The organism is Chitinophaga ginsengisoli, assembly GCF_003014595.1.
Taxonomy (GTDB): Bacteria; Bacteroidota; Bacteroidia; order Chitinophagales; family Chitinophagaceae; genus Chitinophaga; species Chitinophaga ginsengisoli.
This window is the reverse complement of sequence record NZ_PYGK01000016.1, coordinates 45,506-69,910: the sequence shown is the minus strand read 5'-3', so window position 1 is coordinate 69,910 and position 24,405 is coordinate 45,506. Positions and strand designations below refer to the sequence as shown.

Annotated in this window: 11 protein-coding genes; 1 reads left to right on the top strand and 10 read right to left on the bottom strand. The window is 47.6% G+C overall.

Going from position 1 to position 24,405, the window contains the following annotated elements; translation table 11 throughout:
* Position 1: 1 nt before the first annotated feature.
* The 7 genes from CLV42_RS27435 to CLV42_RS27405 all read right to left on the bottom strand — a co-directional run bounded on the left by CLV42_RS27435 (position 2) and on the right by CLV42_RS27405 (position 18,917).
* Positions 2-7,333: a non-ribosomal peptide synthetase gene (locus CLV42_RS27435; RefSeq protein WP_106605142.1), complete on the bottom strand. Its 7,332-nt coding sequence runs from the start codon at positions 7,331-7,333 to the stop codon at positions 2-4.
* A complete protein-coding gene (locus CLV42_RS27430) occupies positions 7,333-8,334 on the bottom strand; it encodes a TauD/TfdA family dioxygenase (RefSeq protein ID WP_106605141.1) in 1,002 nt (333 codons plus the stop codon). The genes CLV42_RS27435 and CLV42_RS27430 overlap by 1 nt, the downstream gene beginning before the upstream one ends.
* 6 nt (positions 8,335-8,340) lie before the next feature.
* The gene (locus CLV42_RS27425) at positions 8,341-13,221 is read right to left on the bottom strand and encodes an aminotransferase class III-fold pyridoxal phosphate-dependent enzyme (RefSeq protein ID WP_106605140.1); all 4,881 of its coding nucleotides are present in this window, start codon (positions 13,219-13,221) and stop codon (positions 8,341-8,343) included.
* Positions 13,222-13,227: 6 nt separating this feature from the next.
* Entirely contained in the window at positions 13,228-16,440 is a 3,213-nt protein-coding gene (locus tag CLV42_RS27420; RefSeq protein WP_106605139.1) for a type I polyketide synthase, read from the bottom strand.
* Between the two features lie 26 nt (positions 16,441-16,466).
* Positions 16,467-17,213, bottom strand: a complete 747-nt coding sequence (locus CLV42_RS27415; RefSeq protein WP_106605138.1) for a thioesterase II family protein — start codon at positions 17,211-17,213, stop codon at positions 16,467-16,469.
* 220 nt (positions 17,214-17,433) lie between these two features.
* Entirely contained in the window at positions 17,434-17,988 is a 555-nt protein-coding gene (locus CLV42_RS27410; protein WP_106605137.1) for a YcjF family protein, read from the bottom strand.
* Positions 17,989-18,020: 32 nt separating this feature from the next.
* Complete coding sequence (locus CLV42_RS27405; RefSeq protein ID WP_106605136.1) at positions 18,021-18,917, bottom strand: prohibitin family protein; 897 nt, start codon at positions 18,915-18,917, stop codon at positions 18,021-18,023.
* 646 nt (positions 18,918-19,563) lie between these two features.
* Between CLV42_RS27405 and CLV42_RS27400 the strand changes: the two genes are divergently transcribed.
* Complete coding sequence (locus tag CLV42_RS27400; protein ID WP_106605135.1) at positions 19,564-20,214, top strand: LuxR C-terminal-related transcriptional regulator; 651 nt, start codon at positions 19,564-19,566, stop codon at positions 20,212-20,214.
* A gap of 224 nt (positions 20,215-20,438) precedes the next feature.
* Here the strand turns inward: CLV42_RS27400 and CLV42_RS27395 are convergent, their stop codons facing one another.
* Genes CLV42_RS27395 through CLV42_RS27385 form a run of 3 tightly spaced genes read right to left on the bottom strand, consistent with a single transcriptional unit; the run spans position 20,439 to position 24,404 of the window.
* Positions 20,439-22,532: a copper-translocating P-type ATPase gene (locus CLV42_RS27395; RefSeq protein WP_106605134.1), complete on the bottom strand. Its 2,094-nt coding sequence runs from the start codon at positions 22,530-22,532 to the stop codon at positions 20,439-20,441.
* A 46-nt stretch (positions 22,533-22,578) separates the two neighbouring features.
* Positions 22,579-23,145 carry a DUF3347 domain-containing protein gene (locus CLV42_RS27390; protein WP_106605133.1) on the bottom strand — a complete coding sequence of 189 codons (567 nt, stop codon included), beginning with the start codon at positions 23,143-23,145 and terminating at the stop codon, positions 22,579-22,581.
* 50 nt (positions 23,146-23,195) lie between these two features.
* Complete coding sequence (locus CLV42_RS27385) at positions 23,196-24,404, bottom strand: efflux RND transporter periplasmic adaptor subunit (RefSeq protein ID WP_106605132.1); 1,209 nt, start codon at positions 24,402-24,404, stop codon at positions 23,196-23,198.
* Between the last annotated feature and the right edge of the window lies 1 nt (position 24,405).

The window sequence follows — 24,405 nt, the reverse complement described above, 5'->3', positions numbered from 1 at the left end:
CTTAATTCTTTTTTAGGAAACTACGGATGCTCGCCTGCTGTGCAGCCTGCATCATATCTTTTTCCGTGTTATGTAATTGCTGTTCCAGGGCTGTCATCGTTTGTGAAGGTTCACTGCTGAGTGCAGCCAGCACCTGTTCAAAGCGTGCAATACCCCGCTGTACAAACCTTCCGCTATAAGCGCCCTGATCATACAGACATTCTGCAGAAAGTCCCTCGCCGCCCAATGTAAAGTGTATTTCCATGCTGAACTTTCTGCTCATGGCAGTGTGAAGTGGACGCACAGTAATACCTGGCGGCGTCACCGCTGCATCCCTGTAATGACCTTCAAAATCATCTATATGAATTTCCAGTATCCCTCTTTCTCCCATCTCCTCTCCGGCAGGTACCCATTGCGCCACATACTTCTCCGGCTGTTCAAGATAGGCGGTACACTGGGTCTGTATGTGTTCGATCAGGTCTGATATATGCGTGTATAACTGCTTGTAGATAGTAAACGGTACCACGTTCATGAATAGTCCCACCGTATTATACCAGGCCGGATCAAAGCGGCCGTGCAATGGCGCAAACACTGTCAATACCGGTTGCGACGCATCGTCCATAAACGCCAGGGCCTGTAAGCCGGTTATCAGTGCAAAGGGTGATACCTTATATGCTGCGGATAGTGCTGTGATACTATCACCTGAATACTTATGAAATATCTTCCTGAAATATCCCGATCCCTGGTTGGCAGTATTTCCCACCTGTCGTTCTTTCAACAGGCAATGCTTCGCCAATGCGGCCCTGTCTGTTGCAACAGGCGGCTGCTGACTGATACTGTGTGCATATTTACTATAGGGGATGATTTCCTTATGCTGTACTGTTTCTCCATAATGATCCAGAATAGACGTCATCAATACTTTGATACTCCAGGCATCTGCAATAAGATGATGCAAAAGGAATGTGAATACGTACCGCTGCTGTTCCTGTCGTTCTAAGAAAAGCCGGCACAAGGGATCTTTCTCAGGATTCATTTCCACACCAGCGCCATCTCCATATTGTACCTGGCATTCCTCCACATCGAACAGCTTATACTGCAGCCCCTGTCCCGATACCCGGAAGCGGCATCGCAGCATACCATGTACTTCCAGTACATGACGAAGTGCCTGCATGAAACGCACCTCATCCAACGGACCGTTCAGTTCAAAAGATCCCTTCATCCCGTATTTTCCGCTACCTGTTGTTTCCATGTCTGCCCACATTCTTTGCTGCATAGGTGTAGCATTGTACCACTCATCTCCGGCTGTATGTTCTTCGTAAGATACCTCCGGTGTTTTGTGATCAAGCAAATGGGCCAGTTCTTTTACCTGCGGATGTCTGTATAGCTCTCCCAGTGTTACAGACTTACGGGAGTGTTTATAGACAGCTGAAATAAGCTGAATAGCGCGAAGACTGTTACCACCGGCGGCAAAGAAATGTGTATGCCGGTCTGCATATGTACTTAATAACCCGGTGTACAACATGGCGATCATCTGCTCACTTTCTGACAGCGGTTCGACTGTCTGCTGCTGATCATGGTTAAATGGCGAAGGCAAATTCACTATGTCCTTCTTACCATTGCTGGTAAGCGGTATAAGCGGTATGATGGTAAAGAACGAAGGCACCATATACGCTGGTAGTACCTTTCCCGTGTATGCCATCAGCGTATCAACATTGCAACCAGGATCTTCCGATACGACATATGCAACCAATACGGGATGTTCCGCTTCTTCGAATACCTTGTATACGACCACTGCATCTTTTACCAGCTGATGTGCTGTCAGGCAATGCCGAATATCCTCCAGTTCCACCCTGTTACCATTGATCTTTACCTGCCCGTCTTTTCTTCCTGCAAAAGCCAGTCTGCCATCGTCGAGCCACCTTACAATGTCCCCCGTACGGTACCATGTCTCCTCTCCGTCTTTATAAAAACGTAATGCGGTTTCTGTGTCGTTGTGATGATATCCCTTCGTCAGTCCGATCCCTGTAATGTGCAGTTCTCCTGTCACACCAGCAGGCACCGGCTGCTGATCAGCGTCCAGTACCCTTACTTTTACGTTTGTCATCGGCATCCCGATAGGCATCCCGTGGTCTGTAGGATGGATCCTGGTGAAGGTGGTACAGATGGCATTCTCTGAGGGCCCATATGCATTGAACAACATATGCCTGTCTGCCAATGCAAGTCCTGTTCTTTCCGGCAACGCTTCCCCCGCGGAAATAAGCACACGTAAGGTCTGCGGCAACGCAGCCGGCAATGTTGAAAGGTAAGCCGGCGGGATAGTTGCCACCGAAATACCCTGCGTTGCCATCCAGTCCAGGAACACATACTGATTACTGATCAGGTCTGGTGTGGCAGTATACAAAACAGCACCAGATAACAGGGCCAGGAGGACCTCCGATAAAGACGCATCAAAGCCAGGAGAAGAGAACCAGAGGCAATGATCATGTTGCTGCACACCAAACCCCGCTATCTGGGCTGTGATCGTGTTTAATAAGCCGGTGTGTGATATGCTGAGTCCTTTGGGCTTACCGGTAGAACCAGAAGTGAATATCATGTAAGCAGGCGCTGCTCCTGTAATGTCAACTGAGGGATTCTCTGCGTTTGTAAAACCAGGTGTATGCATTTTTATGCCATTCAGCTCATAGGACTGTCCGGAGGTATTTAGTACGATCTGTGCCCCGCATTCTTTTACGATAGCAAGCACTCGTTCTTCCGGCAGTTTTGCGTCGACAGGCAAGTACACCGCACCCCTATTCATGATGGCCAGCATAGCCGTAATAGTCTGTTCATTGCGGGCTGCCAGTACCGGCACAACCTGTCCGGATTGAACCTCGCCGATATCCATAGTAAGCACCCGTTGCAATAAGGTACGGTAACTCATGGCTTTGCCCTCGTCCACAATAGCCGTATACTCCGGGTATTGCGCGACTATCTCGTGGAAGCGGGATAGGATCGTCTCAGCGGGATTGATATCTACAACAGGCCCTGTACCACAGTTCCTCCATTGTGCCACTTCTTCGGGAGAAAGCATTGGTACCGTCCCTACGGCCTTTCCCGGCTGGTCAATCAGCTGCTCCGCCAGGAACAGACAATGCCTTAACAGCTGGCAGATGAAAGGTGCAGTATAGATACTCCTGTCGTAATCGATGGTCAGGCTCAGTTCATCTTTATGCTGAGAGAAATTAAATGCCAGTCCCACCTTTGCCTGTGTATATCCCTCATAGGGCAGTTTCTCCAGGCGCAGCTCATTCGTCTCTATAATATTTCCCTGTTGTCTTTCCTGGAAATTCACCAGTACATGAAACAGGTGATCGCCTGAAAGGCCGTGCAATGCCGTCAGTTCCTTCGCCAGTGACTCATAGGGGTATTGCTGATGTTCCAGCCCTTCCATCAGCTGACGACTCCATTGGATTGTCAATGCATCAAAAGGAGCCTTCGGATCGAGTTCATTTCTCAGTAACAGTGTATTGAGGAAAAACCCGACCTGTTGCATAAAGGCTTCATGCAGGCGATTATCGACGGGGATGGCCATTACTCTATCACTACCGCCACCATAGCGGTATAATAGCATATCTACGATAGACAGCAACAGGGAAAAGGTGGTGATCTTCCTTTCCTTTGAGAAGGACAATATCTTTCCGGACAGCGCTTTCCCCAATGGGATGCTGTAACTGCCCGCTGTATTACTTTCCTGATATCCGCCCCTAACAGCAGCGGTTAACGCCATCAGTGGAGGCGGTTCTTTGAATTGTTGCAGCCAGTAATCACGGGCTGCCGTGTCCTGTTGCAGACTGTTCTGCCATGCAGCGTATTCCTTATACTGTAAACCGGAAACCGGCTCATTTTCATTCTGCTGATCATATGCTTTCAGCAGATGATCAAACAGGATCTCTTCCGACAGTCCGTCGGCAATGATATGATGCAGGTTGATCAGCAACAGCCATTCCTCGGCTGCCAGTTTATGCAAGGCAACCCTGTACAAGGGACGCATGTCCAGCGGGATATGCAGTTGTGCATGCTGCCGGCACATTTCCTCAATATCAACCGGCCCTTCCCCATAGCGGTAAACAAATGTCGTATCTCCGTGGATCACCTGCCTGGGCATACCATCCTCCTCACAGACAAAGGTGGTGCGCAATGATTCAAAACGCGCAATCACCTTTCCGAAGGCAGTCGTGAAACGTGCCAGTGAAAACGGCCCCTGTATCCTGTAAGCGGCAGGCATGTTGTAAGCGGTAGAGAAACGCACGCTGTTATGCTCCATCCAGATCCGGAGCTGCTGTCCGGACAGTTCATAAGACTCCTGTGAGGGAAGCGCCACCGGATCGTCCCCAAGGGCCTTTTTAGTCCTTTTTACCCGCATTGCCTGTTCTGATAATATTGGACAATCAAAAATATCTTTCAGTGAAAATCCAGCCTTAAAATGCTTATTTAAGCGAGCCACCAATGCCGAGGCCTTGATGCTTTGTCCGCCGGAAGCAAAAAAGTGATCATGTCTTCCCACCTGGTCTGCCTGCAACAGTTCCTTCCAGATCGCGGCGATCTGTTCTTCGGTCTCATTGACAGGGGCTTGATAAGGTTGGGTGTCTTCTTTAATGGTCAAGCTATGGGACAACAGCCGTTGGGTATCCACTTTCCCGTTCACGGTAAGTGGTATCTGTCTCACCCGATAGTAATGTTGCGGCACCATATAAGCCGGCAAATGCGATTTAAGCGACGCCACCACAACCGCAATGGCAGCGCCGCCCTCAAAGAACAAGGCCAGCTCCTGGTCATCGCCATGCGGCTCTGCCAGTACCTGCGCTGCTCTTATGTCCTGAATATGTTGTAAATGGTGTAGAATTTCTGCTGCTTCTATACGGTATCCGCGGATCTTCAACTGCTGATCTATCCTTCCGAGGAATACCAGTTCCCCGTTAGGCAATTGCCTGGCGAGATCGCCGCTGCGGTAGAACAGGCGATTGCCCGCCATCCGGAATTTCTCCGCTGTTAATGTCTGTTTGTTCAGGTATCCTTTGGCGATACCATTCCCTGCAAGGAACAGTTCACCGGCAAGTCCCGGCATTAATGGCTGTCCCGCGTTATTGAAAATAAAGGCCTCCATGCCCGCTATCGGATGACCTATTGTGATCAGTTGATCATCCGGACTGATTCGCTTTACAATACATCCTACAGTCGCCTCCGTAGGGCCGTATTCATTGAACAATAAAATATCTTTATTGAGCCGGAACAAGCTCTCCGCCTGTGAGCGCTGTAACTGCTCCCCACCGGTGATCACCACCCGTACCGGGGTATGCGTCAGTTCCAGGTGTTTTAACAAACTGATATGCGAAGGGGTTAGCTTAATGCTGTCAATACCGTACTTCCCGGAAAAACATTGCTGCAGGATCAGGTCCGTTGATTCTTCCTCGCGGAATACCACGATCCTTTTTCCAGTTATCAGCGGCAGGAAAATGCTGGTGATAGTAAGATCAAAAGACAAAGGCGTAAACCAGGGGAAATTACCACAGGTCTTATCCTTCGTATATGTTTTGGCGCACCAGTGAAGATAATGGGACAGGTTATTCACTGATAGCATGCAACCTTTTGGTTGGCCTGTGGTGCCGGATGTATAGATCACATAAGCCAACGCTTCACCATCTTGCTGCGGACATGCCACCTGAGCGGTGAGACGATCCGCCCTTTCCAGTAAGGCTGTTATCGAACAGCCGGTATCGTCGTCTGCTTTTTCTGTCAGCACAAGCACCGGGGCAGCATCTTCCAGGATGGCGGCCATTCTGGCCGCCGGCTGAGACCTGTCCAGCGGCAGGAAGGCAGCGCCGACCTTCATAATAGCTATAAGCGCTATGATCACCTCCGGGCTTCGACCCGCGCTGATCCCTACAATATCTCCGGGTTGTACGCCCTTTTCATGCATCAGTACAGCCGCCAGCTTATTGGCGGACTGCTCCAATGCGCCATACGTATACGCTATATCTTCACTGATAACAGCAATTGCATCAGGATACTGCTGGCAGCTTGCCTGAAACAATGTTATAAAATCGGCTTCTGCAGTTATAGACGAAGCCCTGTCAACGGCTACATCATCCACCAATAAATTAATATCAGTAACCTGCTCAAGGTCTATCGCAGCAAGATCTAACAACCGCTGTAATACACGATCTACCTGTTCAACAGCAAGGCGACAGATGCGTGTGCTGTCGAAGCTCCAGCGTGTCGCGAGTCCATCCTGCGTATCCAATATATCCAGCTGTAGTGTTACCCCGGGAAGCATTACCTGCCACTCCCTGCAATGCCTTACATTATCAGGCATCTTGATATACTGCACCACATAGGGCAGTGTATTGCCTGAAACCTCTTGTATAAACGTATGACTGAAATATTCAGCTACGGATTGCCTTTCACTGATCAGTTGAGAGATCTTTTCAACCAGAGATTTAAAACTGTCCTCCCATGTCACCGGTAAAGGAATCAGCTGTTCGATGAGGCCCACTGTATTATCCAGTTCATCGTACACTCTCCCGTTCAGTAACACCCCTGGCATCACAAAGTCCCTGCTGGTAAAATGACTTAACAGCACACTGAAGATGCCGTAACAGCAATCCCTCATTGACATACCTGCCTTTTCTGCTGCCAGCGGTAATGCGGTTCCTTTCCGGTTGATAGTCGTGCTTTCGTATATTGGTTTATCTGTACTACCTACTGTTTCAAACAAAAAAGGTGTCGCTCTTACGCGTTCAGTCAATTGTTGTTTAAACCAATCGGTGATCTCCTCCGGCTGTTGTTTTAATGTTTCCGTTTGCCAGCTTACATATTGGGAATAGGATATTGCAGGATCAGGCAATTCCTTGCCCGAAAAGACAAACTGTATAGCACTGCATAACTTACCTACGCTATGAGCGTCTGCAACGCCAAAGGGTAGTTGCAGATATGCATGGTAACTGTCTTCTTCCCTATCCTGGGAGGCAGCAAAAACAACATGCTCATCAAACTCCCGCAAGTACTGCTTACAAGCGATTGTAAATGAGTCTGCGTCCCTACCCCCTTCCTCAAGGAAAATATGTATATGTTCAGCCCTTGTTGTGATATGCTGCAAAGGATACACTATATCAGGTTGGTATACAAAGCGGACCAGGAGGGCTTCCTGCCCGTAAAAAAAATGGCGCAGCACCTCTTCAAGCGCCTTCATGTCCTGCACCAGCTCACAATGGATCTGCCAGCAAAAAGTAACTGGCAGCTGCGATACGTATGATTGAAAATATCCTTTCTGTGTTTCGGTCACAGGCAGGAGGACAGCACCGGATAAACTCGTCATTATTGTCTGATAGGTTTCATCATGATTACATTGATCTCTCGTGGACCTTTGAAAGCATTACGGCCATGCGCTACCAGCATATTATCCATCAGCAGGATATCATTCTTTTTCCAGGGAAAATAGACGCATTCCTCCTGGTATGCCCTATGAATAAGCTCCAGGCATTCGGCTTCAATAGATGAGCCATCACCGTAATACGTATTAAAGGGCAATTCATCACTACTAGAAAAGGCAGCTCTTATCTCGGGTGCCAGTGCCAGGAAGTTGAAGAAGTAGCCATGATTGAACCACACTTCTTCCCCGGTAACCGGATGCGTTCTGACAGCGGGCCTGTGCCACCTGATCTCCAGCCGGTCATTACCTGTCCAGCTGAACTCCTGTCCATATGTTTTGCAATGCTGTTCTACTACTGCTGGATCTTCTGTCTGGAATACCTCCTGCCAAGGCAATCCTACGCCCTGCTGTAATAGTCTGCGGTATAGTATTCCTTTTTCTTTGAATGCGCTTACCAGCCTTTCAGGTAGTCGTCCTAATACTTTACGCACATCCGCAACAGGTGTTTCTCCTTTTTCAGATGGCTCCTGCGAACAATAAAAAGCAATCTTCAGCGGCCAGGTATGCGAGTAAGACAATTCATTATGCATATTAATTACCTGATCTGCCGGATGTTCTGTAGAAGTGTAAAGGTTCTCCTTTACTTCCGTACGTGGGGAGGAACGGTCTTTATAAGAGAGGAATTCTTCATTAAAGGCACCCATTACATCCTGGAAGGCATTCCTGTCTGGCACGTCGAAGCCCCTGAATAAAATAGCACCATACACTTTCAGGTCCTCTGCCACTTCATCCTGGTGGCCCGCTAACCAGGACTTCAAAGAGACACCATCCATGGCAGGTTTATAGATCACCGGGAAGCCGGGTATTTTCTCAATAAGATCACCTGCAATATCAATGGTTTTGGGCTTTACGTCTTTTAATGAAAATTGCTGTCGCTGGAATTGCATGGGGATTTATTTTGTTGTGGTTAATTTCAAAAGGTTCTCACTACGACGAGAATGTAATGCCTGTTTAGTTTTGGTTGCACGCAACTCCTTCAGTTTTCCTGTCAATGCCACCAGGGTTTCATCTCTGCCACTAACGCCCAGTTCCAGCAGTAATTGCCAGTCTTCCGCCATTTCTTTCACCAGCGATGCAGGATAACGTTCGGTATCATAATGCAGCTGCAGTGCTATATCGTCACACCCTTCGTCAAAGCGGAACTCCATGGGGTATTTCCTTGGATCGATAGACAAGCTTTTGACAGTGCTTACGGACAGACCGTTAAACTCCCTGGAAGTATGGTGCCGCTTCAGTCTGAAATTTTGTAGTGATATTTCTATGTCAAAGAAGGGATGTTGTTCGCCCTTACGCCTGTCCCAGCATTCGTTCTTTAATGTTTCGAAAGAGTAATCCTGCTTTTCAAACATCTCCATCAGGTGTACCTTCAGCCTTTGCAGCAATTGTGCGAATGTTTCCTCTTTTCTCAGCTGCGTACGCAGTACCAGTATATTCAGGAAATGCCCTATGAGCTTGTGCCATTTCGCCTTGCTCCTGCCCGTAACAGGTGTGCCGGTGGTAATGTCAGTTGCTCCAGTATAACTGTGTAACAATAATTGGGTCACGGCTGTAGTGACAGTGAACACGCTCAGGTTAAAATCAGTGGCCAGCTGCCGGATGCCGGCGTAGTGCTGACCACTAATTAGAAATGAAAACTCTCCATTTCCCGGTATTCCCTGCGCGGTTGTTCCCGGAATATGGAGCGGGTTCACATCTTTCACCTGTTGATGCCAGAAGGTACGCAGTGCTTCGTTTTGAATACTGTCCTGTTCTTCCTGCACATAATGCCGGTATTGTAATGATCCGGCGCTCTTAATTGTCTCGCCCTTCACCAATGCATTGTACCCATCAATAAGGTCATTAAAAAGTACTTCCATCGACCATCCATCACAAATGATATGATGTACTGTAATAGCCACCAGGTATGCGCCGTTCTTTCTTTCCGCGACAGCCACCCGCCATAACCAATCATCGCCTGGTCTGAAAGGCTCCCGGTTCTTTTCCAGCAATAGTTGTTCTGCGGCCTTGTCATCTTCCGGCAGTTCCATCCAGGTTAACGCAAACCTTCTGTCCTGTATGGTACGTTGCCAGGGGACGCCGTCTTTTTCATAGAATACGGTACGTAATATTTCATGCCTTTGCATCAGCAGGTTACAAGCCGCTTCGAATTTATCAGGCAGGAACCCACCTGCTATAAGCATGGTTTCCGATAGATTAAATAATGCTGATTCCGGTTGCAGTTGCCATGCCCACCAGAGATTCTGCTGAGCGAAGGAGAGCTTTATTTCCGGTAACGCCTCTTCCTCAGTGGCACCAATCAGCTCATCCTGCAACAGTTCTTCGCAACTGTCCTTTACGGCGTCTATCAGGTAACGGACATCAGCAGCAGTATGTGCAGTGGAAACATAACAGTTCCTGCCTTCCCATATATAGATGCCTTTAGCTAACAGTTTATAGAACAGCAACTCATAGTTACCTTTCAGTACAAAGCGGAACAGCGATCCGAAATGCACCATGCTGACAGGAAGGCGTCGGCTTTTGAAGAAGGCGTTCAGTTCATCACAGATGCCAGCGGTCGTTTCTTCCAGCTGCTGGTAGATGCCGGGGTTCGCCTCCAGGTGATCCAATACATGGATACCTGCAGTCATTGCCAGCGGATGGTGACAGAAAGTACCTGCTACAAACGTATTCATCACAGTGGGATGTGAACTATCGCCATAAGACCAGTAGCCGCCATCCACCGCATCCATAAAACGCCTGTTGCCTGCTACTACGCCAATGGGTATGCCGCCACCGATGATCTTGCCATATACAGATATATCGGGCCTTACCTTTGTAAAAGAGCGGATACCATTGAGCGAGAACCTGAAGCCTGATATAACCTCATCAAATATCAGTGCGATATTATGCTGTGTGGTAACGCCGGATAACTGCTGCAGGAAATGTTCGGGAAAGAAATCCGGTCTGCGGCTCTGTATAGGTTCTACCAATACAGCCGCAATCTCTCCTGCCATGCCAGCGATCACCTCCAGGTCTTCTTCGTTGCCATACCGCAATACCAAAACATCCTGGCTAACAGATGCACTCACACCTGGCGCCAGTGGTTCACCGTAAATGTCTTTTCCCTGCCGCGCCAGTATACCATCAAAGGTGCCGTGATAGGAACCGGAGAAAATAACGATCCTGTTCTTTTGCGTTACCGCCCTTGCCAGCCTGATAGCCACCATCACTGCTTCTGTTCCCGTATTGTAAAAAGCGGCACGCTCATTACCTGTAATGTTACAGATACGCATGGCCAGCTCTCCCGCCTGCGGACTTAATGCCCCCAGGAATAATTTATCTTCCAGTACATCCTGTAAATGCTGATTGACGAACGGTGGATTATAACCAAACAGGTGTACGCCAAATCCCATGGTGAAATCCAGGTAACGGTTTCCTGCCGTATCCCAGATATAAGCGCCTTCTGCCTTTGCTGCTACTGGCTGATAGACCATCTCTTTCCACCGTGGCTTGAAGCCGGCAATATTCCTGTTATTAGCGTGGTATGGGCGGTAGCGCTGTGTCAGCTCTTTGGAGCTGCTGCTTCTTTTCACAACGTCATTCACCAAAGCCTGTAGGGCTGCTTCCGTTCCCTCTGCCATCTGATCGGTGGTTATTTCCGGTACTCTGTAGGGAACAAAGGCAGCTTCCACTGTCTTCTTTACCGGCAAGGCACCGGGAACAGTAGTCTGTAAATACTCTTTCAGCTTACCCGGTGTATTCAGTTTGTCGTAGAACAGCGATATGTCAATATTCACCTTTTTATCTTCCAGGATGCGCTCTCTCAGATGCATAACCATAATAGAGTCCATTCCCATACCAAAGAAATCATCCTTATCACCGAATGTACCCGCACTCATTTCTGTGATCTCACCAACGATCCTGTCCACGTATAGCGCCACTGAAGCATCTTCTATTCCTGTTGCCGGTGTGGCTTTAATAAGTTCCGGAGATGATTCTTCTGACAAACGATACAGGCTGTCTTCTACCCAGAATTCTTCATGATCAAACTGATAAACGGGAATGGGAACCAGCTTACCTGTTAATGAATAAGTATGCGCTGCTTTCTTCAGCAGGAATTGCTGCGCATCTTCCTGTAACAGCTGACAATGACTGCCTACCATACCGGGAGATGTCAATAACCTCTCCTGCGCACCTGCCATGAACATTTCGAGCAATTGCGCAGCCGCTACTTTATTCTCTGCGATCACGGCCACCCGCTCTTCAAAATGATCTCTGCACAGCAATGCTGTATAAGCAATATCAGGTAAAGCAAAAGCCGTATTAGCGAGATAATCAACATATGCCCCCGCCAGTTTCTTCAATGCAGGCAGAGAACGGGCAGAGAGCAGCAATACAGCACATTCATCCGGATAAGGATTACTGTAATCCCGCGCTGCTGATTGTAATATCATGTGCACATTCGTGCCACTGAATCCGAAAGAACTGACTGCCGCCAGGCGATTCTCCTGTTGCGGCATATCGGTGAGGGTCGTCACCACCTTTACCTGTTCATTCCAACTGATAACAGGATTAGGCTGCTGATAATGCAGGCTTGCCGGTATCCTTCCATGATACAGGCATAAAGCAGTCTTTATCAATGCTGCGATGCCGGCAGCCGATTCCAGGTGACCAATATTGGTTTTCACACTACCTACATAGAGGGAATGTTGTCGTTTTCTTCCTGTGATATACGCCTGTTGCAAGGCCTCTGCTTCAATAGGATCGCCGAGCTTAGTGCCTGTGCCGTGTGTTTCTATATACAGCACATCATGAGGGTTCACCTTCGCATCACGCAATACAGCTTTTAACAGCCGTTCCTGCGCAAGACCATTAGGAGCCGTCATACCGTTGCTGGCGCCATCCTGGTTCACTCCAGCACCTTTGATGACAGCGATAATATGATCACCCTCCTTCACCGCATCATCATATCTTTTCAGCACCACAATGCCACACCCTTCGCCACGGCCATACCCGTCTGCAGAAGCATCAAATGCTTTACAACGGCCATCTTCAGCCAGCGCTCTCGTTTTAGAAAGGGATATATGTCCGAAAGGGGTCAGGAACAGGTTTACTCCCCCTGCGATGGCTACGTTAGTTTTACCCGCACGCAGTTCGCGGATAGCCAGGTCCACGGCTACCAATGAAGAAGAACAGGCCGTATCTATCACCATATTGGTGCCGGTTAGTCCCAGCTGATAAGCAATCCTGCCACCGGCGGTAGAGATAGCATTACCGGTCACAGAGAAATGTGAGATACCATTCACATTTCCTCCTGCTGCCAGATGCCGGTACTGGTCATCAGATATACTCAGAAACACCGAAGTGTCTGTGCCGTTCAGACTCCCCGGTGGAATATTGGCTGCTTCCAATGCCTGCCAGGTAGTTTCAAGCAGTATCCGCTGCTGAGGTGACATCTGTCTTGCTTCAGCAGGATTGATCCGGAAGAAGGCGGCATCAAAACCTTTTACATCATCAATAAAAGCACCTTTAGTACAATAGGACTTGCCCGGTGCATCAGGGTTCTTATCATAAAAACGTGCCGCATTCCAACGTTCGGCAGGCACCTCTGTCACCGCATCTTTTCCATTACACAGATTATCCCAGAATGCCGATATATTCTCTGCACCAGGAAAACGGCAGGACATGCCAACAATGGCAACAGGCATGTCCTCCTTTTTTTCCATCGCAACTATACGTTCTTCTGCTATCTTCAGTCTTTCATATAACTTTTTTACCAGCTCTATATTTTCCATAGGCGATTAATATTTTTGCATTTCTTCACTAACCATTTTTAATACTTCTTCGTCGCTCATCTCATAGAGACTGCTGGTCATTCTTTTGGCAGGTACTACTGTGGTCCTTTTAAAGCGGCTGTTTACATAAACAGCCAGGCCACTGATGGTCGGATAATTAAACAGCATATTGGTGGTGACATTCAGTCCCAGCTGCGAATTGATACACTGTATATATTTCACCAGCAGGATAGAGTCCATGCCCATATCACTAAAACTTCTTGTAGTGTCTACCTGCTCTCCATCACCGATGGCCAATACCTGTTTCACCAACCTGAGTAGTTCCTGTTTTATCAGGTCTTCTCTCTCCACATCATCTACGATCAATGACAGGTCTGTTTTACCTGTCACCGGTGCTTCCACAGTATCTTCTGCCGGCCGCAGGTTCTCCCAGAAAGCTATCGTGCCTTGCATTTCCATCATCGTAATAAAGCGGGCATTGTCCAGGCATACATATACCAGCTGCGGTGCATCCGGCACCAGCAGAGAGGCATATACCCTTCTTACTGCTCCCGCGTTAAAAGGAGGCACGCCCGATTCCTTCAGCAGGTCAGTACTGTTTGCTGTGTCCAGCATCATGTTACTGTCTTTCCAGGGCCCCCAGTTGATCGTTTTCGCCGGAACACCCTGTTTCCTGAGTTCTAACACAAATGCATCCATATAAGCATTCGCGGCCGCGTAATGAGACAACATACCCGAACCCCATACGGCGGCAATGGAAGAATAAGTCAACAGGAAATCCAGCCCTTCCATGGGCAGATAAGTAGTGATATGCTGTAGCCCGGTAATCTTAGGTCCGGCTACATACATGATATCATCAACAGACATTTTGCTTTGCAGACACCGACTGTTGGTGCCTGCTGCATGCACAATACCTTTCAGTATTTTCTTTTCCCTGCGCAGCCAGTCAGCGAAATTGCGCATCGCATTTTCATCTGTTACATCCAGCTGCCGGTATACAATACGGTCGTTGCTGGTAAAGCCATCCGGGCTTCTTCCGGTGAGGATTACCGTACCGGCGCCTTTATGTACCATCCACTCTGCCAGATGCATCCCTAAAGAACCCTTGCCTCCTGTGATCAGGTAAATACCCTCCGGATCGCAGGTAATTTCTGTTGCCGGTGAAAGTCCGGTTACCGCGAGCGCGGGATACCATAGCTGTCCATTCCTGCTGGCTATTTCCCTGTAATAGGATTGTTGCACATAATTATTAATGAAGGCCTGATCAGGCAACCCCTGGTCTATGTCGAGAACAAGCATGGCAGGACCCCGCATCTCCAGGAAAACTGATCTGATGAAGGCAGTCAGACTGTGTTGCAATGCAACGACATGATCACTGCCCGGCGCATTCAATGCATGACGGGTAACAAATAGTATTGATGCTGGTGTATGCGCAGGCCGCTGCACTGTTTGCAGAAAGGCCAGTAATTGCTGATAAATACGCTTCATGCCTGTGGCATCTGTTTCCTCCAAAGCACTGATATCATATACGAGGCAAAGCGGATACTGATGGGGAGCAGGAATGATGCTATCCAATGTAGACAAACGGTCAGTCGTCAATGCACATCCGTTTTTACTTTTAAGGATCTGCTCCATATTGGCAGCGGTTCCTGCACCAGTGTCAATATATATGTATTGTGGCAAGTTTTCTTTTTGTTCCAGCGCCCCCAGCGGTTTCCACTGTATATTAAAACAGGCGGCTGCAGATTTCCCTGGTAGTTTCCCAAGCCAGTGTGACTTCAGCTGGAAATGAGGTGCGGGCAATTGCTTCTCTCTGCCTGCCGGCGTTGTTTCGCAGGCGGCCACTATACAGTGGGCGATCGTGCCTGTAAATCCAAATGAGCTAACGCCGCCGCTTATACGTGTATGGCTATTACCGAACCGGTGTATGTCCTTATTGATACGAAAAGGCATATGCTCCCAGTCAATATGATGATTAGGTTGCTGAAAATGTAAATGAGGGGGTAATTGCTGGTGGTAAATACTCAGGCATGCTTTCATGAAGCCCGCCAGTCCGGCGGCAGCTTCCAGGTGGCCTACATTACTCTTCACGGATCCCAGCAATAGCTTGTCGCTACGGCTACCGAATACCTGTCTCAGCCCTTCTGCCTCCACAGGATCGCCCAATGAGGTACCAGTGCCGTGGCCTTCAATAAAACTGATCTCCTCCGGTTGCATGTCTGCAGCACGTAACGCATTACGGATGACCTTCGCCTGGCTCACAGGGTCAGGTACAGTCAATCCGCCACTGGCACCATCCTGGGCTACGGCAGAACCCTTTATACATGCATAGATACGGTCGCCATCAGCTACTGCATCAGATAATCTTTTTAAGATGACAGTCAGGCAACCCTCAGAACGCACATAACCGTTCGCGCTATCATCAAAGGCCTTACAACGGCCATCAGGCGATAACATACCGGCGTCTGTAAGACTCGCCTGCAGATAAGGCGATAATACCAGGTTGGCGCCACTCACAATAGCGACCCTGCATTCATTCCTCCTGAGACTCTCTGCACCCTGATGTAAAGCTACCAGAGAAGAGGAACAGGCGGTATCAATGCTCAGACAGGGACCATGGAAACCGTAGCAGTAAGAGATACGGCCACTGGCGCCACTGAGCGAATTGCCACTTCCGAGATAAGGATCTACGCGATATTTATCGTCCTGCTGCATGATATGCAGGCTGTAATCAAACGCACTGATGCCGGTAAATACGCCGGTATCAGAACCTTTGAGCGACGCAGGAGTGATACCTGCATCAGCCAGGGCATTGGCCACCATCATCAGCAATTGTCGCTGTTGCGGATCAATGTATCGTGCTTCTGCGGGAGAGATGTGAAAATATTCGTTATCAAACAATGTGATGTCGTCCAGCAGGCCGGCATGCGGCATCGCACGATGCACAGCATCCGGAGACTGGTCCATATCCTGCCAGCGGGCTGTCAGTCCGTTATCAGCTATCAGATCTTCCCCTGTCAGCAATGCATCCCAGAAGTCCTGCGCTGAGCGTATGCCACCGGGCAGGTGGCATGCCATACCAACCACTGCTATTTCTTCTGTTAAGGGGTCCCGGTTCTTCTCTTCCTGCAGTTTTCTTTCCAGGTTCCGGATGATCAGGAACGACTTCTGAAGGCTGCTTAATGCATCATGGGATGTTGACTCGGCTGCTGTTTTCACACTAGTTAATTTGGTTGATGGATGGGCTAAATAAACTCTTTAAAGCGAGGCAGATGCAAATGCGGAAAGTGCATACTAATGTACCTGGATAATGTCCGGCTGAAAGCTGCAGCATCCGAAAAATAGAAATGGTTACCTTCCAGCCACTCCTCGTAACAGGCAGCACTGGTATGTTCCTTCCAGGAAAGTGCAGGTTCAGTGCCTACATTCTCATCTTCCACACCATTCATCACTACAAAGGGCATATCAAAGGGTTCCTGCTGATGATAGCAATAGGTGTCGTTCAGACGAAGATCATTCCGGATGATCGGAAGATAGAAAGAGCGGAAATCGGGATGATCCAGGAAAGGTTCGGGAATACCACCCATATTTGCAAGACAGGCCAGCAGCTCCAGATCAGACAATAAAGACCTGTTGCTCTTTTCTTTAATAGCAGGCCCTTTTCTGCCGGAAAGAAACACCAGTTCCGGCAACTCCATATCATAACGTCGCATACAGTTCATCGTTTCGAAGGCAATAAGCGCCCCCAGGCTATGGCCGAGGAATATCAGCGGCATATCCTTCTTTCTTCTCTGCTGCACTATGCTCATACAATCCATCGCCATAGTGGCCATGTCTTGCTGAAAGGGCTCATGTATCCTTCTGCCTCTCCCGGCATAACAAATGGTAGATGCCACTGTTTCCGGCAACAGTTCTTTCTCTATAGGAACATAGGAGACCTCGCTTCCACCCGCATGGGGGAAAATAAAAAGCTGTACGCTGCTAATACGCATCGCTTCAATGTTGTTTATGGTATGTGAAATTTATTTGCCCTTATTTATCGGCTGAAAAAGGTAGAGCAGTAAGAGTACTACTATTGGGGTAAGAATGATGGCCAGACAGAAGGAGCCCCAGAAGCCTGTACGCGTACGGGCGCCGACTATTCCGCAGACCACCGAAAGAATTATCCAGCCGATAAATAAGGGGCTAAATAAGATACTGAACATAATCCGCTTAGTTATTGGTGTCTGTTTCCAGCTCAGTATCCTTGCCGGATTTACCTCTTGTGAAAGGTTTCTTGACTGTTTTGGTGATGTTGTCGACTACTTCTTTTCCTTTATCCAGTTCTTCTGAAAAATAATCTTTTACAGCTGCAGGCTTAAAATCGAGCATGGTACCGCCTTCAGCAAAATGTTTATCAAACACCCTTCCTACTGCGTAAGTAGTAGCGCCGGCAAATGCAGGGAATGTAACCGCGCCGATAGCAGACCCTACCACAGGAATAGCTTTGATAGCACTACCGAGGAAGCCTGTCACCAGTGCTTTACTGCCCACACCTCCTACCAGTGATGCCAGCATAGATTTACCCAGGTCTTCTGCAAACTGTACACCATGTACCTTCGCCAGCTTGCTGATCATAGAAAGCTGTACACCGGTAACGGCCGCTACATCCACCATCGGGATAGGTACTGCACCTACGCCCATTGAAATAAGTACATGCTTTTTGATAATTGCCTTCGCATCTGCTTTCTCAGCGGCGGCAACTTCAACTTGTTGATTTTCTGCCATGTTAATTTTATTTTACTTGATGAAAAATAACTTTATTGTTGTGTCCTTCTTCTTTGATTCTGCGCCTGGTTATTCACTGAAGTGGCGCTGGGAACGGTTGTAAACTGGTCGCCCATGATAATAGGCAGGCCGCTTGCATTATTACCCATAATGATCATCTTCGAGTTCGGCGACATGGCCAGTTTCTGTGTCACATCAAGTGCTCTCCACTGTGCGGGAGACACGTTCAGGATCGTACTGAAATCCCTTATACCCTGGGCCTCGATGATCTTACGCTGCCTTTCCTTCCGCTCTACTATCAGCCTGTAATTATATTCCTCGCTCTGCTGCTGTCTCGCATATACGGCGGTAATCGCCTTGTTCACCGAATCTGGCAACACCACGCTTGAAATGAAATACCCCTCTATGAGGACTTTATTATTGACCAGGATCTTCCGCAGACTATCTATTTCATTTTTCTCTATTACACTTCTTTCCGTCATATAGATATCCTCCGGCGTAAGTGAGGCTAGATCCTTCCTGATCTTGGCCTGTACACAGGGGGCAATCAGCGTGGTCTTATAATCTACTCCCACCTGCTGGTGCAGCAAGGGAAGGAAATTCCGGTCCGGCTTGAACAAAACGGCGTAGTGTAAATCGATCTTAAGACCATTCTTGCTGATTATAGACTGACTGAAATTGAGCTTTTGTGTTCTGACATTGTATACCGCCATTGTGTTAAATGGACTAATGATATGCAGGCCTTCGCCATATGTCCTCTTTATATCGGTACCATTCGCCATGGTATATAAAACGCCTGCTTCACCCGATTTGATCACTATGAAGATCCGCTTATGAAAAAACACAAGAAAAAAAAGAAGCACCAGTGTTACGATAGCCACTCTTCTTAAGATTTCGTTCCTCTCGGTCCGGGTAAAAATTTTTTTCATAACCTGCCCTCTGCAAGACTATTTAACTGGTTAGCCAATGATATACATGTAAATGACTGACGGTAAGTGAAGGGACCTAATAGATGTTTTCATTTATTGTCATTAATGGGTTTTATCATATTATCAATACGCTTTATGGTTTTATTCCCGGCACATAACATACACACATATAGGAAAATGGCCATCACGGCCTCCACCGTGATGCTTCAGGACATTTTTTAAACGTTCCCAAACAATGAAGACAACCAGTCCGATTGTTCTCTAAGTGAATAAGGTGCTATCATACTCAACAGCAGAAATGTGGCTTATACAGAACTAGTGATATTTCATTCTTTGTTTTATCTAAATTTTACTGATATTCGTTTAAATGAAATTCGTGCTATTATCGCTATTATTTACCACATAAAAGTGTAGTCTATGAATATCTTATTATAGAACAGTGCTTATTTTACAACCAATCCGATTTGAATACACCTCAATTGAGCGAAAGTCTATAATTTTATATGCATGATTTCTGAGACAGGTCAGGGCACACTAGCTAGCTCCCTATTTTTAATGTGAATGTTCTATTGTTTCTATTGTCTTCACCGCAGAACAGACCGAATACGTTTATCCATTTCCCAATGAACCAAAATCCAAAAAACCAATGTTATCAATTAATCTGAATCGAAAATACCAGATCGGTATCATTGAAGAAGATGTACAATTCAGTGACGACCTTATTTTACACATCTCCCAAAACAGCCATTTTTCCGCCTGCCTTAACACTAACAGCACCTCTAATGCATTCCGGATATTATACAATCACCCCACCCTTAATCCCGATATGCTTTTACTCAGCACACAGGCAGCAGATGCTGACGGTATGGAAGAAATAAAAGAGTTTAAGGAACTGAAGCCCGAAATGCTGGTAGTTCTACTGACCAAAGAAGAAAATAAACGCATTATCCAGCTGGCATTTGATCAGGGAGCTGACGGCTACCTGATGAAGACCGAAAACTTTGACAGCCTGGAACATAAAATGATCCATATGCTTGAATATGGACAGCCGGCCATGAGCCAGCACATCTTCCGGTATATGCTTTTCCGTAACAGGACAGATAAACCGGTTAAGAGAGATCAGCTGACGAAGAAGGAACAGGAGATTATAGATATGGTGCTGGAGGGCATGTCTTACAAAGAGGTGGCTAAATCCCTGCATCTGAGTTTAAATACGATCCAGTATCATATGAAGAATATTTTTCTTAAGCTGGATATTAAGACAAAGACGGAATTGTTTAAGATGTATTTTCATTAACTCCGGGGAGGTATGCCAACAGTGTACCAATACCTCATCTAAATTAAGACATGATTCGATTGGTATTCGTTAGAGATTCGCTTGAGATAGGCTTATCCTCCCTTAATCTTCCCTTTAAAAGGGAGGATTAAGGGAGGATAAGCCTATCTCAAGCGAATCTCTAACGAATCTCTACTATATCCCGATCCCGGTCATATCAAACCTATATTCAATTAAACAAGGAATCATTTTACTTTCAGCAGTTTTGCGTTAATGGCAACAACAACGGTGCTCAGGCTCATCAGTACGGCACCCATGGCCGGGCTAAGCATAAATGCGGGATAAAGGATCCCCGCTGCCAGGGGAATGGCAACAACGTTGTAACCGACTGCCCATACCAGGTTCTGGACCATTTTACGGTAGGTAGCCCTTCCAAAGGAAATCATCTGCACCACGTCTTTAGGATCGGAATTGACCAGGATAATGTCTGCGGTCTCAGCCGCTACGTCGGTACCGGAACCGATGGCAATACCGACATCGGCCTGTGCCAGCGCTGGGGCATCGTTTACCCCATCTCCGGTCATGGCAACGATCTCTCCTTTGTCCTGGAACTCCTTCACCTTGCTTTGCTTTTCATGAGGCAATACATTGGCAAGATAACCATCCATCTGTAGTTTACCGGCCACGGCAGCAGCGACCTGTTCATTGTCGCCCGTTAGCAGGAAGGAGCGGATGCCCATTGCCTTCAGATCAGCAATAGCTTCGGCCGCGGTTTCACGGATGCTGTCGGCCAGTGTAATGATACCGGCAGGAGCATCGTCAACCAATATGACGTTCACCGTATCGGTGGATTGATCAATTTCCGCAGGAACAGCCGGCATTTGCCTGTTTTCCTGCCTGAAATAGTTAGGACCTGCCGCGATTACCTTTTTGCCGTTTACGGTACCGCTAACGCCCATTCCCTGCATGTAGATGAAATCAGTGGATGCCCATAATTCCAGTTTACGCTCTTTTAGTTTTTTCATGACGCCATGTGCAATATGGTGCTCTGAATTCTGTTGTACAGCAGCGGCGTAACGCAGGATATCATCCGCAGAAAACTGATCGTTTAAAGGGATGATCTTTTGTACTTCATGGGAACCTTTCGTTAAGGTCCCTGTTTTGTCAAAGATGATCGTAGTCAGTTTGCGGGCGTTCTCAAAGGCGGTGCGATTACGGATCAGTAACCCATGCATGGCCGACAGTGAAGTAGAGATGGCTACCACCAATGGAATAGCCACACCCAGTGCATGCGGACAGGAAGTCACCATTACGGTTACCATCCGCTCTAATGCAAAAGACAGCTCATTACCCTTTGCTAACCATATAATGAAAGTGAGGATACCTACGCTGATGGATATAATGGTCAGCCATTTCGCTACTTTGTTAGCCAGGTTCTGGGTATTGGATTTAGCACCTTGTGCCGACTGCACCATATTGATCACTTTATTCAGATAGCTGTCGCCACCGGTACCAGTGACCTGTACCTTTAAGGCACCATCTCCGTTCACCGCTCCGCCGATCACTTTATCGTCTTTGGCTTTTCTAACAGGCACACTCTCACCTGTGAGCATACTCTCATTCACGTTGGAGCTACCATCGAGGATCAGTCCATCCGCAGGGATCTTTTCTCCGGGTTTAATGAGGATGATATCATCCTGCTGCAGCTCTTTCAGTGGGATATCTGACACCTGTCCGTTACGCTCTACGTGTACAATGGCAGGAAGCAGCTCTACCAGCGACTCCAGCGCCCTGGAAGCAGCCATCTGCGATTTCATTTCCAGCCAGTGTCCCAGCAACATGATATCGATCAGCGTGGCCAGTTCCCAGAAGAAGTCCATCCCGCGGAGACCAAATACTACCGCCACACTATAGAGATAAGCCGTGCTGATAGCTACTGCTACCAGCGTCATCATACCAGGATCTTTCCATTTCAGTTCCCGTACCATTCCTACCAGGAACGGCCATCCACCGTAGAAATAAATAAAACTGCTCAAAGCCAGCAACAGGTAGTTATCCCCGGGAAAGGATATTTCAATGCCGAGCCATAGCTGGATCATGTGCGACAGTAACAGCACAGGAACAGTTAACACGATACATAACCAGAATCGTTTAAGAAAATCCATCGTATGGTGTCCCGCATGCTCGTCATGTCCGTCCGTGCCGTCATGTTCCTTGTGATGCTCATGTCCATGCGCGGGCTTGGACATATGTTCATTACTGTGATGATCATGCTGATGAACCGGTGTTTCCTGCTGCGGCTCATGTTGGTGATCATGATGTTCATGCTTGTGTTCCATACGATAGATTTTTTAAAGTGACTGGATTACAATACCTGCTATTATATTACTTCAGCGTTTCCTTTACTTCCCCGCAAGTCATCATCTTTTCTCCGAAATAAGGGTTCTTTATAGCTTCATTGGAGCTTATCCAATAAGCACCTTTACTTTCCATTGCCATCGGACAATAGTCAACGTATAGCGTGCCACTATTTAACCCGGATTTCTTCACCAGTGAAATAAAATCACTACTGAGAGCAGCGTATGCTGTTCTTTGTGCATCGATATTTTTCGCGGCAGTTATCTTAGCGGCAGATGCTCCCAGCGTTTTACCACCGTCAACAGTTGCAGCACCTGCTTCAATAGCATTGCTGGCAATTTTCGCTTCGGCTTCATCGCCATTGATAAGAGCTGTGGTGAGATGTATATAATGCTGGTATACTGCGTTCAGCTTATCATCTTTCAGCTGTACAGCAGCAGGTGCACTACTTTCGCTCATGTGACTATGATCATGGCCTCCATGGGGTATGGTATCTGTTGTGTTTTCGCCTTTTGCAGTTGCAGGATTATTATTGCATGCTACAAATAAAATAACTGCCAATACAGGGAATGCTGCTCTGATTAATTGTTTCATTAGTGTTGTTTTTATTGAATGGATTAATATCATTATTTAATTATCGTTTACTATAAACCGGCCAAAGGGTCTGCTCCTTTCTTCAGCACAAACTCCGAATACAAGAGGTAAGCGCCGGTGATGACTACTTTGTCACCGCTTTCCAATCCGCTGCTGATGGCTACCTTATCAAAGTTCTCCATACCGGTTGTCACTCTACGCGGTTCAAATTTTCCGCGGGCTGTTTCAATCCAGACATGTGCGCCTTTACCATCTCTGATCACGGCATCCACAGGCAGGCTTAATACGTCTTCACTGCTTTTTAGCGGGAGGAAAATATTCGCCTGTAATCCGGGTTGCCAGCGGTTATCCGGGTTCGGTACGGTTCCACGGATCTGCATCAGCTGACTGCCACTCTGTAAAACCGGGTTGATAAATGCAACCGTCATCGTCTGAGGATCATTTTCCCAACCGGAAACCACCACCTTTACAGACTGCCCAACGGCCACAGCAGACGCCTCTGCAGGATAGACATCCGCTTCTACCCACAGCTGATTATATCCTTCCAGTCGCATGATGGCGCTTCCCTCTGCTACATATTGGCCTTCGGATACCGACAACTCAGACACTATTCCGCTTATGGTAGCCGCATAAGTCACGTAAGGATCCGTCTTACCGGATTGTACCAGCTGACTGATCTGCCTGTCTGACTGATCATACAATACCAGCTTTTGCCTGGCAGCCTTTTCTATCTGCTGAAAGCGGGCATCATCGGGAAAATGTTTTACCTGTGCAGCTGCCAGCAGGTATTCCTGTTGCAGGGACGCCAATTGTTCTGAGTAAATGCGATATAAGGGCTGCCCTTTATTTACTTTCACACCGGTCTCCTTTATGAAGAGCGTTTCTATACGTCCAGGCACCCTGCTGGAGATCACCGCTGTCTGTTCAGGATCGGTTACCAGCCGGCCGTTTAGCTGCTTATAGTCAGACAAGGCAGCACTTCCTACTGTCATGGTAGTGATATTGGCCAGCTGTATCTGACTTTCTCCCAATGTCAGGGAAGCAGTTTTGTTACTTTTATCAAAAGGCACCAGGTCCATACCACAAATGGGGCAGGTACCTGGTTTGTTCCGTATTATCTGTGGATGCATGGGACAGGTATAAGTCTGCTGCTGCACTACAGCCGGCTTCTTCTGAGCAGCTTCCTTACAGGCGGCCAGCAGCAAGGCTGGTGCGACTGCAGCAACTATCACTGTTTTGATGAAATTCTTTCTTTCCATA

What these genes read in the sequence shown, in the direction of transcription:
- CLV42_RS27390 (WP_106605133.1), bottom strand. Translation starts at nt 23,145, where the DNA reads ATGAAACAATTAATCAGAGCAGCATTCCCTGTATTGGCAGTTATTTTA.
- CLV42_RS27415 (WP_106605138.1), bottom strand. Translation starts at nt 17,213, where the DNA reads ATGCGTATTAGCAGCGTACAGCTTTTTATTTTCCCCCATGCGGGTGGA.
- CLV42_RS27425 (WP_106605140.1), bottom strand. Translation starts at nt 13,221, where the DNA reads ATGGAAAATATAGAGCTGGTAAAAAAGTTATATGAAAGACTGAAGATA.
- CLV42_RS27430 (WP_106605141.1), bottom strand. Translation starts at nt 8,334, where the DNA reads ATGCAATTCCAGCGACAGCAATTTTCATTAAAAGACGTAAAGCCCAAA.
- CLV42_RS27405 (WP_106605136.1), bottom strand. Translation starts at nt 18,917, where the DNA reads ATGAAAAAAATTTTTACCCGGACCGAGAGGAACGAAATCTTAAGAAGA.
- CLV42_RS27400 (WP_106605135.1), top strand. Translation starts at nt 19,564, where the DNA reads ATGTTATCAATTAATCTGAATCGAAAATACCAGATCGGTATCATTGAA.
- CLV42_RS27385 (WP_106605132.1), bottom strand. Translation starts at nt 24,404, where the DNA reads ATGGAAAGAAAGAATTTCATCAAAACAGTGATAGTTGCTGCAGTCGCA.
- CLV42_RS27410 (WP_106605137.1), bottom strand. Translation starts at nt 17,988, where the DNA reads ATGGCAGAAAATCAACAAGTTGAAGTTGCCGCCGCTGAGAAAGCAGAT.
- CLV42_RS27395 (WP_106605134.1), bottom strand. Translation starts at nt 22,532, where the DNA reads ATGGAACACAAGCATGAACATCATGATCACCAACATGAGCCGCAGCAG.
- CLV42_RS27435 (WP_106605142.1), bottom strand. Translation starts at nt 7,333, where the DNA reads ATGACGAGTTTATCCGGTGCTGTCCTCCTGCCTGTGACCGAAACACAG.